The sequence below is a fragment of the Mycolicibacterium pyrenivorans genome, from assembly GCF_025821625.1.
Classification (GTDB): domain Bacteria; phylum Actinomycetota; class Actinomycetes; order Mycobacteriales; family Mycobacteriaceae; genus Mycobacterium; species Mycobacterium pyrenivorans.
Genome location: NZ_JACKSH010000300.1, coordinates 15089 through 34942 on the forward strand (window position 1 = coordinate 15089; position 19854 = coordinate 34942).

Consider the following 19854-nt stretch of genomic DNA (forward strand, 5'->3'; position numbering starts at 1 on the left):
GAACCGGCCAGTCACAACGCTGTCACCGACGCAATATCGCGAGAGCACCTGAACCCCATCCGCCGCCCATACCGGTCACTACCGCCAACTCCGCATTGTGGACCTGCCGCTGCGGTAAACCACCGCGCAGCTGCCGCACCGCCTCGACCAGATTGTTCATGCCTTGCACGTGGGCTTCGGATAACAAACCGCCGTTGAGATTCGTGGGCAACGAACCGTCAGCGGCGATACATCCGTCGAGAACGAAATCCGCTGCTTCGCCCGGCTTGCAGAATCCGGCCGATTCGATCTGCCGCAACACGTTGACAGTGAAACTGTCGTAAACCTCGAGCAGATCGATGTCAGACGGGGTGACACCAGCGTCGGCAAATGCGCGCGGCGCCGCCTCGGCAAGCCCAATCTCCAATGGGTCGGCCCTGTTGGCGAACTCATCGACGGGAAATGGGCGACCTTCGGCCACACTCATCACAAACACCGGCCGGTGCGGGCTGTCAGCCGCACGATCGGCCGCTGATACCACCACCGCCGCTGCGCCGTCGGTCTCCAGACTGCAATCGAACAAACGAAACGGCGTACTGATCGGTGGAGCGTCGAGGTAGTCCTGCATCGTCAGCTCACGGCCGCACATCACCGCATTCGAGTTGAGCTGCGCGTTAGCACGAAACGCGACTGCCACCGCCCCCATCGCTTCAGGCGGCACGTCATACTTGCGGACGTAGCGGTCGGCCACGAGCGCATACTGGTGCACCGCCGACACCGCGCCCTGTGGCGCGTAATAGTCCCGGACAACCTTGCCTATCGCCATGTCCGCGCTCGATGCCATCCCGCGGGCACGCGGACCTGAGTACCCACACCAGCCCGCGGGAATGAGGACATGCCGCGCGACGCCCGACCACACCGCCATCGCCGCAGTTGCCAGGGCCGCCACACTTGCCGCGCCTCCGGTATGGGAAGTCACCGCGTAACGAACATGCGTCAGGCCGAGATTCGCGATGAAATCTTCGGCCGTGCCACCGTTGATCGGGCAGATGAGCCCATCGATCTCGCCAGCCGACAGCCCGGCATCCACGATCGCGGCATGGGCCGCTTCGAGTTGCAGGCCAAGGTCCGTTGCCGACTCAGTGCCATCACGACGGTAGGCCGTATGACCAACGCCGACGATGCAGGCCTTGTCGCGCAGCGAACTCAATGCCCGGGAACCTCTCCGTCAACGTCGACCGCCCCGACGACGCCACTCGATACCAGCGCCTCGTACTCCGAGTCGGCCATGCCGAGCCACTCGGTCAGCACCTCTTGGCCGTGGATCCCGAGACCGGGCCCAGTGCTGCGCACGGATCCGGGAAAGTTCGTCAGCCTTGGTACCACCCCGGTGACACGGACCGGACCCAATTCCTGGTCGGCGACCTCGACCAGGCTCTGGCGAGCCGCGAACGTGGGACTGGAGAACATCTCTGCCGGCGTGAAGATCCGCGCAGCCACGACACCGGAGCTCGCGCAGGCCTTTTCGACGATATCGGAGTTGTTTTCGGCGAACCACTGGCGAACCATCTCGCCGAGCTCCTCGCGGTGCAACATCTGCAGTTCCTGAGTCGCGTACTTCGGATCGTTACGCAGAGTCGTGCCGCCCAGCAGTTCGAGCAGGCTCTGCACTGACCGAACGGTGCCGGTCGCCACGGTGTACCACACCCCATCGCCACTGAGATACGTGTCTGACACCGGTGACGGGCTGACCTGGAACTGATTGCCCTGACGCTCGGCAACAAAGTTCAACTGGTCATAAAGGATGACCTGCCAGTCGATACCACGGAACAGTGATTCGTAGAGAGCCAGGTCGATACATTCCCCATCGAAGCGATCCCCGATCGCTTCGCGTTTGAACAGTGCTCCGGCAACAGCGAATGCACCCATGATTCCTGTCGTGACATCGCCGAGGGAGAAACCGAAATGCGTCGGTGGCCGGTCAGGATGCCCGGTGATGTGTACCGCTCCGCTCATGGCCTCGCCGACGCGTCCATATCCCGGCTTTGCGCTCTCCGGGCCGATCTGGCCGTACCCGGAAATCCGCAACATGATCAGCCGCGGGTTCGCTGCGTGCAGCTCCTCCCATCCCAGTCCCCAGCGCTCAAGCGTTCCCGGGCGGAAGTTTTCGATCACCACGTCTGCGCGTTCGACCATTTTGCGCACGAGCGCTTGCCCTTCGGCGAGCCGCAGATCGACAGCGACGCTTGACTTGTTCCGGGCCGCGGACTTCCACCAGAGGGGCACTCCGTCTTTACGAGGACCGGACCTACGCAACATGTCCCCCGAGCCGGGGTCTTCGATCTTGATGACCTGTGCTCCGAAGTCGCCGATCAGCGAGGCAGCGAAAGGCGCCGCGATCACGTGCCCCAGCTCGAGGATCGTCAGACCGTCGAACAGACTCTCCATATTCGCGGACACTTAACTCCTTTGGTGGGGCGGCGTGACAATCGACGGCGCGATACCGGTCGTGCTATGCCGATGGGTCGATCAGAATTTTTACGTGTGCATCGCGGTTGACGCGCAGTTCCTCGAGACCCTGACTGACCACGGCATCCAACGGGATCTCGTCGGTGATCAGTTCACCGAGGTTGATCGCCCCCGTAGCTAGTAAGTCAAGAATCGCCGGGACCTGCCTTTGCGCTTCGTAACAAAATGAAAAGCCGATATTGGCTTCGCGCATGACGCTTCGATTGATGTCGATACCGGCCGGGGCCTCCCAAATCGCCACGACCATCAATCGACCGCGGGGGCGCAGCACGCCCAACGCCGCATCAAGCGCGGGTTGTACGCCCGCAGCGTCGAAGGAGATGTCGACGCCGTTTCCGTTCGTCAACATCCGAACCACCTCAACTGCATCCTCCGCCAGAGGATCGATTACGCGCGTAGCCCCGACCCGGTGAGCGGCAACGCGGCGCGTCGCCGAAACCTCACTGACGATGACCTGAGTCGCACCTTGGGCAAGTGAGAACTGCACCAGGGCGAGGCCGATCGGGCCAGCGCCGGCGATGAAGACGGTCCCACCCGCTGCCAACCCGCTACGGCGGACAGCGTGGTACGCCGACGCGATCGGTTCAACGACGGCAGCCTCGGCGAGACTGATCTCATCCGGGATGCGAAACAACGCCTTCGTCGGCAACGACGCGTAGCGGGCAAGCGCTCCGTTGACAGCGAAGCCGATGAAACCGACTGCTCCGCAGAGTGCTTCAGCGCCCTGTTTGCAGAAGCCGCATTCACCGCAGCCGAAAACGCCGACGCCGCAGACTCGGTCACCTTCGGTGAACTCGCGCACGCCGGACCCGACGCCGACCACCGTCCCGGAATATTCGTGGCCAATGACGACCCCTGGCGCAGCATGCATCGGACCGGCGATGTACTCATGCAGGTCTGTGCCGCAGATCCCCGCTCGGGCCACCTCGATGACCACTTCGCCCGCACGTGGACTCGGGTCGGGAAGCTCTTCAATCCGCACGTCTTCGCGACCGTGATAAATAGCTGCGCGCACCTACCGGCCTACCTTAAGGACAGACCCAAATTCGCTCGGCCACAACGTTCGTGGGCCGGAGTTTCGGCGGAGGCGCCGCCGTAATGATGTCAAGCTCACCGGCACCTTAGATCCAGAATGACAGGTTGTGCGTGGGCAACGTGGTGTGATCCAGCAGGATCTCGCGCTGGACCAGTTTCAAACCCGTCTCGTCGCGACGAATAATGTCTCGGCGCTCGGCAGAAACTGTCTCCGCCTTGGCTTCGTCCCCGCGCGTGCGCACCAGCAACGCATTCGACGTCACACGGTACTCATCGCCGTCCTCACCAGACCTGACCCTGACATTGGTGATGTAGTGCCGGATCCGCGACGGAGGATCCTCAGCCCAATCCGACGACGTTCGGTGCCGCTGAATACGCATCTTCAGACTCGTGTAGTTATCACTCAGGTGCATAGAGCGCTCAGAGAACCCCGGGCCACCTGCTCTGCGAAGCGTCTGACGGACGCGCGCGAAATAGTGCACATTCGGTGCCAGCAATTCCAGCCACTCTTCGAACTCATCGCGATCCAACAGATCGGCCTCGTCGAAAAGGAAGTCTTCGATTTCCTCGCGCACGTCGCGCGAAACCCTCGCAGCCTGAGGTGGATCCTGCGGCACCGTTGTCGTCATACGTTCTCATCCCTTCTCGGTGTGGCCAGATAGTCGAAGTACTGCTTCCAGTACTCGCGCTGATTCTGTTCGGCGTAGCCACTGGCCAACGGTCGTCCCGGGCCCAGCCACGTTGGATCAGGAGCCAGATTGTCCAGTCCCATCTCCAGGTTCAGCTCCACACCACCAGCCAACTCGCCGCGTGTTCCCTTGGTAATAGCCTGGAATATCTCGGCGTCATCCTGCTCGAAGACACCCCCGACCCCGAACGTCCGAACATAAGTCTCAAACGACTGCTGCTTGAACTCTTCGGGCGCGTTGCGCTCCACGAAGAACCACGACCACACCTCCATACGCGCTGCGTCCAAGGGACGCCATTGCCGCAAGGTCAGAATGGGCACCGGCATAGACTCCCCGTCCTTGGCGATGAAGGCGTTCAAGAAGGACAAGTTCGGGAACACATTGCCATGAATGAACATCGTCCGTTTCAGCAACTCGCCATGGACGTCATCGCCGTAACCCTCGCTGAGACCGGAGACGACTTCCTCCGGATAGCCCATGTACGGCGGTGCGGGTATGCCGGGTGGTGCGCCTAGAACGCCCGCCCCGTGCCCGCCCGATAGGCTGACGTGGGCCGGCGAAACGGCCACATTATCGGGCGGTAACAACCCCAGCTCACACATCGAACGGTGCGTCATGACCGTGTGATAGCCGTCCCCAACAAAGTTATCGGCGCCGGTCTTCCAGTTCGCGTCAATCACCCAACGCTGCGGGGCACCCCACGCCTCAAGGCCGGTCGGGCTCTTCTTCATCATCAAGTCGAGATACCAGCGCATGTCCCCGAGGTACTCATCCAGTCCCGGCGCCTCATCCGACACACACCCGAAGACAAGGCCCGCGTACGAGTCCAGCATCGGCAGAGCGCGCAACCCTAGCCGACTCTTGTCGAACGCAGCACCGTACACTGCCTGCTGCGCAGGTATCGCGATGAGATCACCGTTGTTTCGATAGGTCCAACCGTGGTACGGACACTGGAACGCCGACTCATTCCCAGACTCGGTTCGGCAAAGCAGCGTGCCGCGGTGCCGACACGAGTTCGACATCGCCCGAATCGTCATATCCTGCTGCCGCGCGACAATAATTGAGTTATCAGCGATGTAGCGCACTACATAGTCACCCGCATTGGGGATCTCGTCTTCGTGGCAGAGAAACTGCCAGGTCCTACCAAATACTCGCTTCAATTCAAGCTCGTAAAGCGCTGCATTAGCGATGAGAGACGCAGGGAGGCGACCCTTTAGGATGGAGCCGCGCGCATTCTCTAAGGTTCGCATTGTCGTCGCATCAGGCGCCATCGAATCCACCGGGCGCACCTTCCTATCGATTTGTGCCCCTAGAACGTGAGCACTCATGTGGGCTACATCACGCGGAAGCTTACATAGGATGACAACTGTTTGCAAGCTATTATTTAGGCCACCGCGGTAACGGCGGTATCAGCCGGCATCCCCTCGCAGACCGACGTCTGCCACCCAGGACTCCAACCGAACAGAGTTCTTCTCGACAGTCGCGGCCCTTGGTCCACCAATCCCGCCATCTGACCCGACTTCTGCAGACCCCACAGCGACCCTGGCATGTTGCAGGTTCGCTAGGCCGGACTGAGAGTCGTTCGTTGAGCGATCCGGCCGCGGCTTTCATTCAGTGTTTGGCGGGCGGCGCTGACTCTTGCTATCGCATCGCGCAGCGCCCTCAGTTCATTACCCTCAAGTGCCGCAAGCGCTTCGGGAGCCGGGTCGTCGACCGCATTGATGGTGGCCACCATCGACCAGCCGGCGTCGGTCAGTGATACCACTTTGTACCGCCGGTTGGTGGGAATAGTCTGACGCATGACTAGGCCGCGGTCCTCCAGATCGTTGACGGCCACCGTGGCCGCCGGGGGATCGATTGTCACGGCGTGCGCGACCTCTTTGACGGTCATCGACCCGCGGGACAGCCGGAGCAGTATCCGGATGCGACTGAAAGGTAGGCCCGTCTGGTCGACGGTCGCTCGCCTCCAACTGTCGCGGTTGTCGGTGACCAGTGCGGTCATCGCGCGCCAGACCTCGTCCGCTTCCGGATTACGCGACATCGGCAGCCTCCCGTCGCGGATCGGTTCCTGCGATCAGCGGCGCCAGATGCTCTGCTGAGCGCAGCGCGCGCTTCGACGTCGAGTAGACACCGAGCGTGAAGATCAGCACACCAACTCCAGCGAACACTAGCCATAGGGGCTGGGCGGAGACCGCGAAATCGACGTTGGTGTCGCCCAATGCCGCACCAGCGACCGGGCCGCATATCGCCACACCGATGGCGACGCCCACCTGTCGGCTCGTGGATGTGATAGCCGCCGCCGCACCGGCGCGGTCGGTCGGCATACCGCTGACGGCCGCGGTTGTGACCGGTGCGTTCACCATCGAAGTACCGACGCCGAAAACCGCAAAGGCGACCAGCATTTGCCATTGCGGGGTAGCGTCGCTCATCTGCGCGAACATGAGAGTCGCGGCGACGATCAATGCGCCGGCGATCATCAGCGACGGTCTGGCACCAAATCGCCCCACCAGCCGGCCAGACAAGGGCGAGAAGATGAATGCGCCGACGGCCACGGGCAGAAACATCAGCCCGGTATTCACCGCTGAAAGCCCGCGCTCCCCTTGCAAATAGATTGACATCATGAACAGGAACGCGCCCCATGCAGCGAATGCGCACACCGCGATGGCCGTCGCCGAAGCAAACGGGATGCTGCGGAAGAATCGGAGCTCGACGAACGGGTCGAGGCGGCGTGACTCGTAGCGCAGGAATGTCGCGAAGGCCAGCGCTGCGAGGCAACAGCTAACGACGACGCGGGTGTCGGTCCAGCCCATCCCTGGCCCTTCGATGAGTACGAACACCAGTCCGAACAGGAAGGCCATGCCCAGGACCAAGCCGATCAGGTCGACGTGGCGCATGGTGACCGACTTGGATTCGGGAACGAAGATCGCGGTCAACAGCACCGCAAGCGCGCAGATCGGCACGTTGATCCAGAACACTGCTCGCCAGTCAACATACTCGAGAAGTATTCCGCCCATGATCGGACCCAAGGCCATCGAGATGCCTACGACGCCCCCCCATATGCCGATGACGCGCGCGCGCTCCACTCTGCCGGTGAACACCTGCGTGACGATCGACAACCCAGCAGGAGTGAGCATCGAACCGCCGATCGCCTGCAGGAAGCGGGCGCCGATCAGCGTTTCGACGTTGGGAGCCACGCTGCACAGTAGGGAGGCCGACGCAAAGATTGTCAACCCGATCTGCAACGTACGCCGCCGACCGAATCGGTCGGCCATGGCACCCGAGAGCAGCAATAGCGAGGCCACCATCAAGGTGTAGATGTCAATGACCCACTGCATTTGCGAAGGCGACGCCGAAAGGTCGGCGCGGATGCTCGGGATTGCAACGTTGGCGATGGTCACGTCGATCGACACAATGAGCACGCTCAGGCAGCAGGACGCCAGGACGAAGGCCTTGTGCCGGCGGCTCAGTCGTTCGACAACAGTTTCATTCACACAACTATTTTGAAACTACAACTGATGCTAGCGCAAGTCGGCGTGTACCAGACGATTGCGTGCTGCCCGACCCGACGCCGGACATAGCCGCCGCCGCGGGCATCGGAGGGGTTCCGGGGGAAACAGCCGCGTGTCACATACCCGCAACGGAGCGATGCCGTGTCCCGAGTCGATTTTCTAATCGGTCGCTTATCGTCTGGGGCGCCGATGCACGGCCGACTGACGCCCTACGTCAAATAGCAGTTCTCCCACAGGATTTCGACTGCGAGAAAGGTCACCGTCCGCTGTCGACGCCTTCCAGCGCATCGACGCAGTTCAGTCCAAGGTGACGGTTACTGCCTTGACTTGGGTGTAGGACAACAGTTCCTCCGTGGACTCTTCGGATCCAACACCTGACGATTTCCAACCGCCGAAGGGCAACCCCCAGTAATGGCGTGCACTGCCGTTTATCCAGACGTAGCCGGCGTCAAGTCCCGCAGCCATGCGGTGGGCTTGGCTTACGTCGTTGGTCCACACCGCGGCGGTCAACCCGAACTCGACGCTGTTGGCAACTTCGACAGCCTCGGCTTCGTCACGGACGGTCAGCACCGAAAGAACGGGCCCGAAGATCTCGTCGCGGGCGACATCGGCTTGTGGTGCCACTCCAGCCAATACGGTCGGGGCGACATACCAGCCTTTGCTACCAACACCCTGCGCGCGTCCTCCACCGGTAAGTACGCTGGCGCCGCCCGCCCGTCCTGACTCGATGGCCCGCAACGACTTTGAGTATTGCGCTTGGTCGATGACGGGTCCCATGTCCGTGCCGTCAACGAGCGGGTCGCCTACCTTGATGGCAGCGACCTGATCGACGACCAGATCAATCACCTCGTCAGCGATCGCTTCGTGCAGCAGCAGTCTGCTTGTTGATCCGCATGATTGGCCCGCGGTGGTGGTGAAGTTCATCCCTACCACGGCGCTTTTGGCAGCCGCCTCGAGGTCGGCGTCGGGCATGACGATCATCGGGTTCTTGCCGCCGAGTTCCAGCGTGACGTATTTGACGCCGTGCTCGGCCGCCAAGCGCTGGATATGTCGGCCCGTGCCCGGGGAGCCGATGAAGCCGATTCGCCGGACTAGTGGATGGGCAACCAACGCGGCGCCGGCAGTTGCCCCGTGCCCGGTTACCACCCCGAATAGGCCTTCGGGCAGGACCTCCCTGGCGAGCTCGGCGAGCCGGATGGCCGACAACGGTGTTTGATCGGGAGCTTTGAGCACCACGGCGTTCCCCGCCATCAGCGGAGCGGCGATCTTGGATCCTGCAAATAGGACGGGATGATTGAAGGGGACGATTCGAGCGACTACGCCGTAGGGCTGCTGCAGCGTGTAGTGCAGGTTCGCCGAGAGCGGGATAGTCCGTCCGCCGAGGTCGAGCGCGTCGTCTGCCATCAGCTCGAGCACGTCGGCCGCCCACGTGACGTCGTCGCGCATCGCAGGCAGTGGAAAGCCGCCGTCAATTGCGTCGAGCAGCGCGAGCTCTTCAGAGTGATCGCGCATGAGTGTCGCCAAAGCCCGCAGCGCGGTGCCGCGCTGGCGAGGCGTCCGCAGCGCCCAATCGCGTTGAGCGGCATGTGCAGTCGCCACCACCCTGTCGACATCCTCACTGCTGCAGTCGGGCACCTGGGTCAGCACGTCGCCGGTACACGGATCCTCCACGTCGTAGACGCTTTGGCCCTGCAAAGTTGCGTCACCTAGCGGGAGCGTCCACGTTCTCATGACTGCACTCCGTGGGTCGTCTACCACTCATCGCCTCCTTGATAGTTGACACGTGCTTGTCAGCGGGCATCCTCTTGCTAGCAGATAATATCTCCGCAATACAGAAAGTTTAGCTCATCGAAAGCGTGCTCCCAAAGCTTCGTTGCCTGCCGGCTGGCCGCATCACCGCACGGATTCGAAGAATGCGCGGATGTCGTCGACGAAGAGCCTCGGTTGTTCCAGAGCGGCGAAGTGCCCGCCGCGCGGCATGGTCGTCCAATGGGTGATGTTGTAGATCGGTTCGCACCAACTTCGCGGTGCGCGCAGGACCTCCTTGGGGAAGGCAGCAATACCAGTGGGCAATTCCACACGAGTTGTCGCGTCCAGGGTCTTGAAGCTCTCCCAGTACAACCGGGCCGAGGAGGAGCCACTATTGGTAGCCCAGTACATCATGACGTTGTCGAGGAGCTCATCGCGGCTGAGCACGTTCTCGGGATGGCCGTCGCAGTCCATCCACGCTGCGAATTTCTCGACGATCCAGGCCATCTGGCCGACCGGCGAATCGGCCAGTCCGTAGCCGACGGTCTGAGGCCGGGTGGACTGCTGCTCGGAATAGCCTGTCTCCCAACGCTGATAAGTCGTTAGGGCGGCCAGGGCCAGCTGTTCTTCCTCGGTCGGATCGGTGATGCCGCCCGCTGGAGGGTAAGCGATCGGCATATTCAGATGGATGGCGGCGCAGTGGCCGCGGTTGCGGCCCATTTGTGTGGTGATCGCTGCGCCCCAGTCGCCGCCCTGGGCGCCGTAGCGCTGGTAGCCAAGGCGCAGCATGAGCGTCTCCCAGGCCTGCGCGATCTTCCCGACACCCCAGCCGGCGTTGGTGGGCTTGCCGGAGAAACCGTAGCCCGGAAGCGCCGGGCACACCACGTGGAAGGCGTCCTCGGCCCGTCCCCCGTGGGCAGTCGGGTTGGTCAGCGGCTCGATCACGTTGTGAAACTCCACGATCGAGCCGGGCCAGCCGTGGGTGATCACCAGCGGAAAAGCCTCTTGGTGCGGAGATCGCTGGTGGATGAAATGGATGTCCACGCCGTGGATTTCGACGACGAACTGATCGAATCGGTTGAGGGCGGCTTCACGGGACCGCCAGTCGTATCCGTCGGCCCAATAGGCGGCCAGTTCGCGGGTGTACCCGAGCGGGATGCCCTGGGTCCAGTCCGGTACACATTCGGCTTCCGGCCAACGGGTCCGCGAAAGACGCGTTCGTAGATCGTCGAGAACGTCATCGGCGACGTGGATGCTAAATGGTCTCACTGCGCGCACGGCACTCAAGGTCACTCCTCACACGTTGTTATCGGCGGACTCGGGGGCCACCCCGACCCTGAAGTTTGGATGGTGCTCATTTCGGCTCGAAACCCGATATCAACCAGTGGGATCCGACCTTGTCGAGGCTGACCTGGACTACGGAGTCGGTCTCTGTCGGCGCGTCTTTGCCCACAGTGGTGGTTTGGTCGACGAACACCATGACGATGGCACGGTTCTTGCTTACGGAGACGGAGGCGGCGGCTGACACCCTGGCGGTGGCTGAGATTCGTTGCTGCTGTGCCCCAGGAATGACGACATCCTCCGTCAACGATGTGTATGAACCGCGAAATGGTCCCGTCAGTCGATCCCGCGCAGCCTTCAATTTCTCGGCTGCCGTTTCGGGTGTGTAGGACAGCATCGCGACCGTCGCTTCGGTGGCGACCTGAACGGTTTCAACGCGGGCGCGATCCTCGTCACTGGCGGTTCCTTCTTGATACTTGAAGTAGGCCGCGCCCAGCGCGAGCAACAACGCGATAGAGGGCAAGAGCCAGAATCCGAGCATCCGCACGAAAGTGCCGCGACGGTCGGCTATCGAGGCCACATCGTCGCGGTCCAGGCATTCTGGCGCTACGGCGGCCTCGCATCCCGACGCGCTCTTCGATGTTTTCTCGGGTGATGGTGGTTGGGCGTCGGCTCCGGCGGAGTGGGCGGCGTCGCCGTCATCGGGCTCGACTTTCGCTGGTGAATTCCTCATACCACGAACTCCACGTCAGCGACCTTCGCATCGTTGCCGACTTTCTGCACCGTGACGCGCATTCGCCATGCTCGGGGTTCCTGTTCGGGCCCATCGCCGACCGTGGTCTTCACGCTGACTGCGACCAGCACCTGGGCCGTGTCACGGGAATGCGATTCCAAGCCGGCCTCGGTAATGGTGCCCACCGATTTCGACTTTACTTTGTTGACCACGTCGATGAACGGCTGTGACCGCTGGGAGAACTCGTCGTAGAACGTGCCGGTAGCCGAGTCGAGAATGCGCTTGACATCGACGTCGGCGTGCTGCCAGTCGATCGTGGTTAGATTCAGTGCGCCTTGCCGTCCGACCTGCACGAATTGCTGACGTTGTTCGGATGCCTGATGCGCTTGGTGGGTCTGGAAGCCAAGCCAACTGGTCAGTGCTCCCATCGTCACGGCTGCTACCGATCCCATCACAAGCGCCAGTCGCTGCGGCGGCATTCGGTTGCGCCAGGCGCGAGAGGTGTCCCGCTGGTGTTTGCCGTCGACGACTTCGGGGTCCTCGCTGTCGGCGCCCGCACCGCCAGCGCCCTTGTCGGTGCCGACATCGAGGGTGTCATCAGGGGCAGGCGAGCACGGTGTGGGATCGTCGCCCGCGGGGTCGTCGGCGGTGTGGATGGTCACGGATCACCGTCCTTTGGCGGAAGCAGCATGTCCTGCCAGGTGTGCTGCCCGGCAGCATTCTGGCCCAAATCCGCTTGCCTGTACTGTTTGCCATCAGGTCCGATGTAGCTGCCGGTGCTCGGGTCGTACTCGGCGACCGCAATCGGGGCGGTCACCGGCACAGGGGGGGGCGGGTCTGGCGGCGGCTGCGGAACCGGCTGACCGGACAGCGTCGCGTTCGGATCACCTTTCCAGTTGGTGCCCTCATTGAGCGGTACGTAGTTCTCGTCGCTCTCGCACATCTTCACCGTCGGCGCGCGCTTCCCCGGCCGAGTCACACACGGCAGGTTGCGGGCCCCGCGGACGTTCGTGAGGCCGGACTCCTGCGGGATCCGACAGTACAAGTCACCTGGCGGCTTCGGTGGATAATCCACTTCAGACGGTGCGCGTTGTTGTTGGGCAGGTAGGTATCCCGTTCTGCACGGCGGCGGCACATTGAGGTTCAGGTTGAACGACAGGAACAGGCCTTTGTAGTCCTGTTTGGTGTTCCGGTTGGCCAGCGCGGCACCCTGGAGGCCGGCGATCTCGATCGGATACAGGGCGAGGATCTGCTCGAGGTTGGGTTGATAGGTCAGCGCCACCTGCCCGAGGCTGACGAGATTGGCCAGCAGGATGGGCAGGGTGGGCTGTACCCGTTCGAAGAGCTGACGTACCTGGTCTGCGGCGGGGGGTCCGTTGACCAGTAAGCCCTGCACCGATTCATCCTGCAGCTGCAGCTGATTGGTGACTTGAGCGAGGTTGCTCGCCCAGGTCTGGATGGAATCGGAGGTTTCGGTTTGGGTGTCGAGGATGGGTTTGGCGTCGTCGATGAGGGTGGTCAGGGCGGGTAGGTTGTTGCGCGTGTCGATGGCCAGCGTGGTGGCGCCCCGCGTCAGCCGGGCCAGGTCGGGACCCAGGCCGCCGAAAGCGATGTAGGACTCGTCGATGACCGTCGTGAGGTTGTCGCGGGGGATCGCCTGAACACCGGTGTTGACCGCGCGTAGCAAGGCGTTGATGTCGGGGGGCACCGAGGTGCGGTCGGCCGGGATGACGTCGCCGTTCTTCAGCGGCGCACCGTCACCGCTTCGCGGCACGAGGTCGACGAACAACTCGCCGACCGCGGTCTGGCTGCCCACGTGGGCATCGAGGTCTGCTGGGATCTTGGTGTCCGATTGCAGCGACAGCATGGCGTCGACCCCGGCGTCGCTGAGGCGGACGTCTGAGACCCGGCCCACCGTTGTGCCCCGGTAGGTGACGTTGGCGTCGCGGTACAGGCTTGCTGCGTCCTGAAGCTTCATGGTGACTTGGTAGCGGCCGACACCGAAGAGCAGGCTTGGCAGCCGAAGATAGGCGAAGGCCATGCTTCCACCGGCCACCACGGTCACCATGGCGAAGATGGCCAGTTGCAGCCGGACTCGTTTGCTCAGGTACATTACGGTCCTTGATCCAGCCGGTAGGGGACGATCAACGGGTTTCGCGCGGTGTAGGGGCTGGGCAGTTGCCCGATCGTGCGGCCCCACTGCAATTCCAGTTCGGTGAGGTGCCCTTCGAACCGGGTACCGGTGAACAGCCCCGCGTCGATACGACTCAAAGTCAGGTCCACGATCGTGGTGATGTTGGCGTAGTCACCGCGCCACCACTTGGTCAGGTTGTCTTTCACGAACGGAATCGTGGTGAACAGGTTCAGGGACCGGGTCAGCGCCGGGCCGGCGTTAGCCAGTGATTCCAGTACCGGTCCCATGTCGTTCAGGATCTGGATCAACGACTCTTGGGACTGGTTGACCGTGTCGGCGGCCAGCGCGCTGAATTTGCCGAGCTGGTCGACCGCCTCCACCAGCTGATCGCGTTCGGCGTTGATAACCGCCAGCGCGTCGGGGATTGTTTCCAGGGCCTTGTCGATGATCGGCTTTTGCGCCGCGAACTGGGCGACCAGATTGTTGAGGCTGTCTGTGGCCGCGATGATGTCGCCGATTTGACCGTTGACGTTCGCGGTGAAGGTGTCCAATTGTGTAAGCAGGCTGCGGAAGTCGGCTTCGCGGCCTCCCAGCGCAGACGTGAGGGCGGTGGTGATGTCCTGTACTTGCCCCACTCCGCCACCGTTGAGCAGGAGGGATACCGACGCCAGGGTCTGTTCGGTAGACGGGTAAGCCCCAGCTGAGGTCAACGGGATCAGTGAACCGGCCCGGAGTTTTCCCGCGGGACGAACATCGGTGGGGGGTGCCAACTCGATGTGCAGTGAGCCCAGCAGGCTGGTTTGACCCAACGACACGGTCGAGTTGGCGGGAAGGTCGACGTCGCCGTTGAGTGCGAGTGTGAGCAGCGCATGCCAGCCTCGACGCTCGATCTTCGTGACGGTGCCCACATTGACGTCGCCCACGCGGACACGTGAGTTCGGCTGAAGGGTTTCGACATCGGGCATTTCGGCCTGAATCGTGTAGGAGCCCTGCCCCTGGCCTTGCGTCCCGGGCAGCCGAAAGGAGTTCAACCCGCGAAAGCCGCATCCCGACAGCCCGGCGACGGTCAGCGCGATCATGATCACCGCGGCGGCGCGAGCGAAGCGCTTCCCCGTCATGAACCGCCCCCGTGCGGAATCATCATGCCGGGCAACCCGGCGGCCGGATCGGTCTGCCGATTCGACGGGTCCGGCATCGGCACCGGAGCTTCGGCGGGCAGCGTCGGCCCGGTAAGCGGTGGCGGCGCGTCCGGGTCGGCGCCGGTCGCGGCCGGCAGCGTCGGCTGCGGCGGAACGTAGTCCGGGCGCATCCAATCCTCGCTGTAGGTGACTTCATTCGGTCGAACAGTCGCACCGACGAAGGGGTTGACCCCGATCGGCGGGAAGTTGTATTGGCGGTTCTTGATGATCGGCGCCAAGTACTGCACACATAATTTCGCCGACTGCTCGTTGTTCAGTCGCGAGGCGGCCTGCACTGCGCCGCACAAAAAGGTGATCGGATCGGAGAAGTTGGCGACATTAAGAGCTCCGGTGAGCGTGCCCTGGGCGGACTGGTAGAGGTTGGCGGCGTTAGACAGCGTCGTCGGCGCGATGTGCAGCAGCTGTTCGATGTCGTCGGTGCTGTCTGTCAGCGCCTGTGAAACCGACGTCAACTTGTCCGAGGTGGCGCCGATCGTGTCGCGGTTTGCGGCGACGAACGCGGTCACCTCGCCCACCACGTCATTGAGGTTTTTCACCGCGTCCCCGACTTCGGTGGGCTCGTTGGCCAAAAGCCCGGTGACCGACGCAAGGTTCTGATTCAGCTGACGTATCAGGACGGTGCTGTCCTGCAGCGCCGAGACCAGTGTCGACAGGTTTCTGACGCTGGTGAAGATGTCCGGGCTGTGATCGGCGAGCGCGGACACCGATTGGGACAGCCTGATGATGGCGTCGCGGATCGCCGGACCCTGACCGCGCAAGTTGTCGGCGGCGGTGTTCACCAGGGAGCCCAGCGTGCTCACTTCGCCCGGCTCGGTGGGCTGCAGCAAAGCGGTCAGCCGTTCGAGCTGTTGGCGGAATTCGTCGAACTCCACCGGAACAGCGGTGCGCGCCCGGGGGATGGTCGCGTTGTTCTGCAGCGTCGGGCCACCAGTGTAGCCCGGGGTTAATTGGATGGCGCGGGACGTGACCAGTGTCGGGGATAAGATCACGGCTTTGGCGTCGGCGGGCACCGGGTATTTCGCGTCGAACCAGAAGGTGATTCTGACCTGTGTGGGTTGCGGTTCGATGGCCTCGATCCTGCCGACGCGGACGCCCTTGATGCGGACGTCGTCGCCGACGAACACACCGTTGCTGTTGTCGAAGTAGGCGACGACGTGAACACGATCGAGCTCGTGTGCCGCGCGTGTCACCGCAATCGCGCCGCCCACGACGAGGCTGACCAAAATGATTGCCAATCCGAGTTTGGTCCGAGAGTTCGTCATCGTCTGCCTTGGGGGATCGAGGAATCTGTTGGTCCCGGCGCGACTTCGTCGGGCGCCGGCACGACGACCGGGCTTGGGGTCGGCGGCTGCGGGGCCTGCTGATCGGGTGGTGGCGGTGCCGGCGGACCTGGTGGGGGACCACCTGGCGGAGGGGCCGGTACCGATTCGCGATACGGGTAGCGGGGATCACCCGGGTTTCCGGTGATCGCGTCGGGCAGAGTCAGTTTGGGGTCGCCCCCTTGGCCGGTCCTCGGATACGGAATCGGCAGCGCCGGGGTGCCGGGCTGGCCCACCTGAGGGTCGGTGCGCTCAGAAGGTAAGAGCACGTTGGGATCCAGACCGAGATCGGAGAACGCCGCATCGACGAACGGTTGGATGAACTGTCCGGGCACGAGGTTGGCGAGGTAGGCGTTGAAGAAGGGGCCGGCTGCAATAGTCTCGCCGAACTGCATCGCGTAGGCGGCCAGACCCTTGATGGATTCTTGGATCTGAGCTTTCCGGTTGTCGAGGATCGCGAGAACCCCGTTTAGTTTCTCGAGGGCGGGTTTGAGTGTTGTCTTGTTCTCGGCGATGAAGCCCGCGAGTTGGCGACTTACCGCGGAGATGCTGGTCGAGATCTCGTCGAGCGCTGCGCTTTGGGTGCGCAGCTGCGCCAACACCGCGTTGGTGTCGGAGATCAGCCGCACGATGTCGTTGCTGCGTTCGCCCAGGACGGTCGTCGCCTTGGCGGCATGGGCCAGTAAGTCGCGCAGCTGGGCGTCGCGCTGGTTGAGGGTTTCCGAGAAGCGGGCGATCCCGGCGACGGCGAACCGCAGATCGTCGGGGGTGTCTTGGAGGGTCTGGGACAGCACTGCCAGCGAGGCGGACAGCTGGCCGGTGTCGAGTCCGCTGATGGTGGTCGTGAGGTCTCCGATAGCGTCCGGCAACTGATACGGCGAAGTGGTCCGCTCAACGGGGATGGTGCCCGCAAGCGTCCCGGCGCCGCGGGTCGTGAGGTCGAGGACCTTATTGCCCAGCACACTGGTCGTCTTGATCGACGCCTCGGTACGGTCGCCCAGCCGGATGCCGTCGGCTACCGTGAACGTGACCAGTACCCACTGCCCGTCGAGGGTGATGCTCTGCACTTGGCCGGCGGGAGCCCCCGACACCCGCACCGGGGCGCCGGTGGTCAGTCCGCCGGCCTCGTCGAAATACGCCGAATAGCTCTTGCCGGAGGAAACGAACGGCAGCTTGTTGTAGTTGAGCGCACCAGCGACGATAGCCGCGGTGAGAAGGACACCGATGGCGCCGATGACAATGACGTTGCGCTCGCTGAAGGTCTTCATTGGGGCGTGCACCTACCGCTGGATTGTTCGACCAGTTTGATGTACACCGGCTGCCCACCCTTCCCATTGACTTTCAGCAGCAGATCGCACAGGTAGAAGGTGAAGTAGTTGCCGTAGAGACCTTGCCGGAGCATTACCCGATATGTGTCGGGCAGGGTGTTCAGGAGGTTGTCGAAATAGTCGCGATCGGCGAGCACAGCGGTCGCGGTGCGATCGGTTTCATGGACCGCTTTCTGCAGCGGTGGTCGTGCTTGGGCGAGAAGGTCGGCGATCGAGCGGGCGGCCTCGTTGGCGTAGGCCACTCCGTTGCTAATGTCCTGTTTACGGGCTTGAAGTCCGTGCACGAGCTGCGACAGTGAGTCGATGGCCTTGCCGAACTGGTCGCTGTGCCCGGCCAGCGATCCCAACACCACGTTCAAGTTGACGATGGTTTGCCCGATGAGCTCGTCCCGGTCGGCCAGGGTGTTCGTTAGCGCTGCGGTCTGAGCCAGTATGGAACCGATCGTGGCGCCTTGCCCCTGAAAGGCTGCGATGAGCTGGCTGGTGAGGGTGTTGACTTGGGTGGGGTCTAGCGCGTTCAGCAGAGGCCGGAAGCCCCCGATCACGGCGTCGAGATCCAGTGCCGGCGCGGTGCGGTCCAACGGGATTGCGTCGCCGGGCCGCAGTTTCGTGGTTCCGCCCGCGCCTTCCTCGATCGCCAGGTAACGGTCGCCGATCAGGTTGTCGTATTTGATGACAGCGCGGCTGCCGTCGGTGAGTACCACCGAGTCGTCGGCCCCGAACTCGACCGCCACGGTGGAATCATCCCGGACAGTGAGGGTTCTGACCTTGCCGACCTCGACACCGGCGATGCGGACAAAGTCGCCGCTCGTCAGTCCGCTGACATTCGCGAACACAGCGGTGTAGCGCTGTTCGCGCTCGAAGCGCAGCTGCGCGAAGACGGCGATGAGGGCGAAGGCACCCAGAGCGCACACGACCACGAAGATTCCGAGGCGCCACAAGACGGCCGATATCTTATTGGTCACGGCGATGCTCCCCTCCGACGTTTACAGGTATTTTTCGACGATCTGCGCGGCCGGCGGTCACGGTGTGGGTCCTGCGGAGGGCGGTGGCGGGACCGGGACACCGGGATAGAGGGGCGTTCCGTCGGGGCCGTACTGGGGAGCGCCGTAGGGCGGTGCACCGGGGTAGGGCATCGGTCCGGGTGCTGGGCCGCCCGGGTAACGGATGCTCGGCGGTTCGGGGACCGCCCGAGTCACCGGGAAATAGTTGGCGTACCCGGGGAAGCCGATGCCGGGATTGGGTCGCCAATCTAGTCCGGTGCCGAACCCGGTATTGGCGATCAGCTGGCGCACCGGGAAGTTCTGGGCGACGTCGGGCAGCGAGCCGCAGCTGGGCTTACCACCTTCCCCGCCCTTGGCGGCGTTGATGGGCCGATGGTCCGGATAACGGTATGGATCGTCTCCCAGCAGCAGCGCAGCGTCCATGATGAGAGACTTGCCGTTTCCGCCGAGCATGTCGGCATAGCCGGTGTCGAGTGTGGTCTTGGCGCCAACAAACAAGCAGGTGAGCATAGGGTTGTACTTCATCAGCAAGTTCGTTGTGGGTTCCAGCAGGTTGACCGCTTTCACCAGGTTGTCTTTGCTGGCGCCTAGCAGGTCGATTCCGCTGCGGGATAGCCCCACCACGTTGAGCAGCAGCGTGTCGAGTTGCTGTGCATGCGTGGTGACCGTCGCGCTGGTGGTGGTCGCCGCGGCTACGGTGTCGATGATGTCCTTGGCTGCCGCACTGTAGGTGTCGCTGACACCTTTGAGCGCGCGGAAGTCCTCGCGCACAGTGTCGGTGCGTGGATTCAGCTCAAGTAGAACTTGATTGCTCGCGGTGATCGCTTCACCGATCCTGTCGCCTTGTCCTCGCACCCCTTCGGCGAGCGCGCTAAGTACGGCGTTGAGCTTGAGCGGGTCGATCGTCTTGATCAGCTGCACCACATTTTGGAACACGGTGTTGACCTCGGTGGCGGTGTTCTGTGATGTCAATACTGCTCCCGCGGACAGCCGCTGCGGGCTGGGGTCGGGTGGGTAGACAAGGTCGACGTACTTCGCCCCGAACAAGGATATGGATTGGATGCGTGCCTCGACGTTGGCCGGGATGTGTCGGATCTGGTCGGGGTCGATGGCCAGCTGGATGCGCGGGGCATCCCCGCCGGTGACCGCGCTGACGCGGCCGATCTGCACCCCGCGCATCTTGACCCGCGAGTTGGGCTCCAGCATCAGACCCGAGCGGTCCGCTGTCAGGGTCACCGGCACGGTCGGGGTGAACGTCCTGTTGAACATGGCCAGACTCAGCACCACCGCCGCCACGATGCCCGTGACCAGCAACATCGCCCACCACCCGGGGGAGATCCGCCGAGCACCCGTACCGTCAGCCATG

17 protein-coding genes are annotated in these 19854 nt (G+C 63.0%); all 17 read right to left on the minus strand.

Features of this window, described 5'->3' with window-relative positions:
- Window positions 1-22: 22 nt before the first annotated feature.
- On the minus strand, window positions 23-1189 hold the full coding sequence (locus H7I57_RS32875; protein ID WP_011777828.1) for a thiolase C-terminal domain-containing protein: 1167 nt from the start codon (window positions 1187-1189) through the stop codon (window positions 23-25).
- Window positions 1186-2439, minus strand: a complete 1254-nt coding sequence (locus H7I57_RS32880) for a CaiB/BaiF CoA transferase family protein (protein ID WP_011559075.1) — start codon at window positions 2437-2439, stop codon at window positions 1186-1188. Before H7I57_RS32880 ends, H7I57_RS32875 begins: the two co-directional genes overlap by 4 nt.
- Before the next feature lie 52 nt (window positions 2440-2491).
- Window positions 2492-3523, minus strand: a complete 1032-nt coding sequence (locus H7I57_RS33685) for a 2,3-butanediol dehydrogenase (RefSeq protein ID WP_011777827.1) — start codon at window positions 3521-3523, stop codon at window positions 2492-2494.
- Window positions 3524-3629: 106 nt separating this feature from the next.
- Window positions 3630-4172 (minus strand): aromatic-ring-hydroxylating dioxygenase subunit beta, encoded by a 543-nt coding sequence (locus tag H7I57_RS32890; RefSeq protein ID WP_011559073.1) that lies wholly within the window; start codon window positions 4170-4172, stop codon window positions 3630-3632.
- Entirely contained in the window at window positions 4169-5560 is a 1392-nt protein-coding gene (locus tag H7I57_RS32895; RefSeq protein ID WP_011559072.1) for a Rieske 2Fe-2S domain-containing protein, read from the minus strand. Before H7I57_RS32895 ends, H7I57_RS32890 begins: the two co-directional genes overlap by 4 nt.
- A gap of 233 nt (window positions 5561-5793) precedes the next feature.
- Entirely contained in the window at window positions 5794-6273 is a 480-nt protein-coding gene (locus H7I57_RS32900; protein ID WP_011559071.1) for a MarR family winged helix-turn-helix transcriptional regulator, read from the minus strand.
- Window positions 6263-7723 (minus strand): MFS transporter, encoded by a 1461-nt coding sequence (locus H7I57_RS32905; RefSeq protein ID WP_011767840.1) that lies wholly within the window; start codon window positions 7721-7723, stop codon window positions 6263-6265. Before H7I57_RS32905 ends, H7I57_RS32900 begins: the two co-directional genes overlap by 11 nt.
- A 315-nt stretch (window positions 7724-8038) precedes the next feature.
- Window positions 8039-9472 (minus strand): aldehyde dehydrogenase family protein, encoded by a 1434-nt coding sequence (locus H7I57_RS32910; RefSeq protein WP_011559069.1) that lies wholly within the window; start codon window positions 9470-9472, stop codon window positions 8039-8041.
- A 162-nt stretch (window positions 9473-9634) separates the two neighbouring features.
- Window positions 9635-10759, minus strand: a complete 1125-nt coding sequence (locus H7I57_RS32915) for an epoxide hydrolase family protein (RefSeq protein WP_036349499.1) — start codon at window positions 10757-10759, stop codon at window positions 9635-9637.
- Between the two features lie 85 nt (window positions 10760-10844).
- A complete protein-coding gene (locus H7I57_RS32920) occupies window positions 10845-11312 on the minus strand; it encodes a hypothetical protein (protein WP_264028507.1) in 468 nt (155 codons plus the stop codon).
- 188 nt (window positions 11313-11500) lie between these two features.
- Complete coding sequence (locus tag H7I57_RS32925; RefSeq protein WP_013470365.1) at window positions 11501-12166, minus strand: Rv1363c family protein; 666 nt, start codon at window positions 12164-12166, stop codon at window positions 11501-11503.
- Window positions 12163-13617, minus strand: coding sequence for an MCE family protein (locus H7I57_RS32930; protein ID WP_011559065.1), 1455 nt, complete (start codon window positions 13615-13617; stop codon window positions 12163-12165). Before H7I57_RS32930 ends, H7I57_RS32925 begins: the two co-directional genes overlap by 4 nt.
- Window positions 13617-14756: an MCE family protein gene (locus H7I57_RS32935; protein ID WP_011559064.1), complete on the minus strand. Its 1140-nt coding sequence runs from the start codon at window positions 14754-14756 to the stop codon at window positions 13617-13619. Before H7I57_RS32935 ends, H7I57_RS32930 begins: the two co-directional genes overlap by 1 nt.
- Entirely contained in the window at window positions 14753-16099 is a 1347-nt protein-coding gene (locus tag H7I57_RS32940; protein WP_011559063.1) for an MCE family protein, read from the minus strand. Before H7I57_RS32940 ends, H7I57_RS32935 begins: the two co-directional genes overlap by 4 nt.
- Complete coding sequence (locus tag H7I57_RS32945; RefSeq protein WP_011559062.1) at window positions 16096-17424, minus strand: MCE family protein; 1329 nt, start codon at window positions 17422-17424, stop codon at window positions 16096-16098. Before H7I57_RS32945 ends, H7I57_RS32940 begins: the two co-directional genes overlap by 4 nt.
- Window positions 17421-18449, minus strand: a complete 1029-nt coding sequence (locus H7I57_RS32950; protein WP_011559061.1) for an MCE family protein — start codon at window positions 18447-18449, stop codon at window positions 17421-17423. Before H7I57_RS32950 ends, H7I57_RS32945 begins: the two co-directional genes overlap by 4 nt.
- 57 nt (window positions 18450-18506) lie before the next feature.
- Complete coding sequence (locus tag H7I57_RS32955; RefSeq protein WP_011777810.1) at window positions 18507-19853, minus strand: MCE family protein; 1347 nt, start codon at window positions 19851-19853, stop codon at window positions 18507-18509.
- Window position 19854 lies beyond the last annotated feature (1 nt).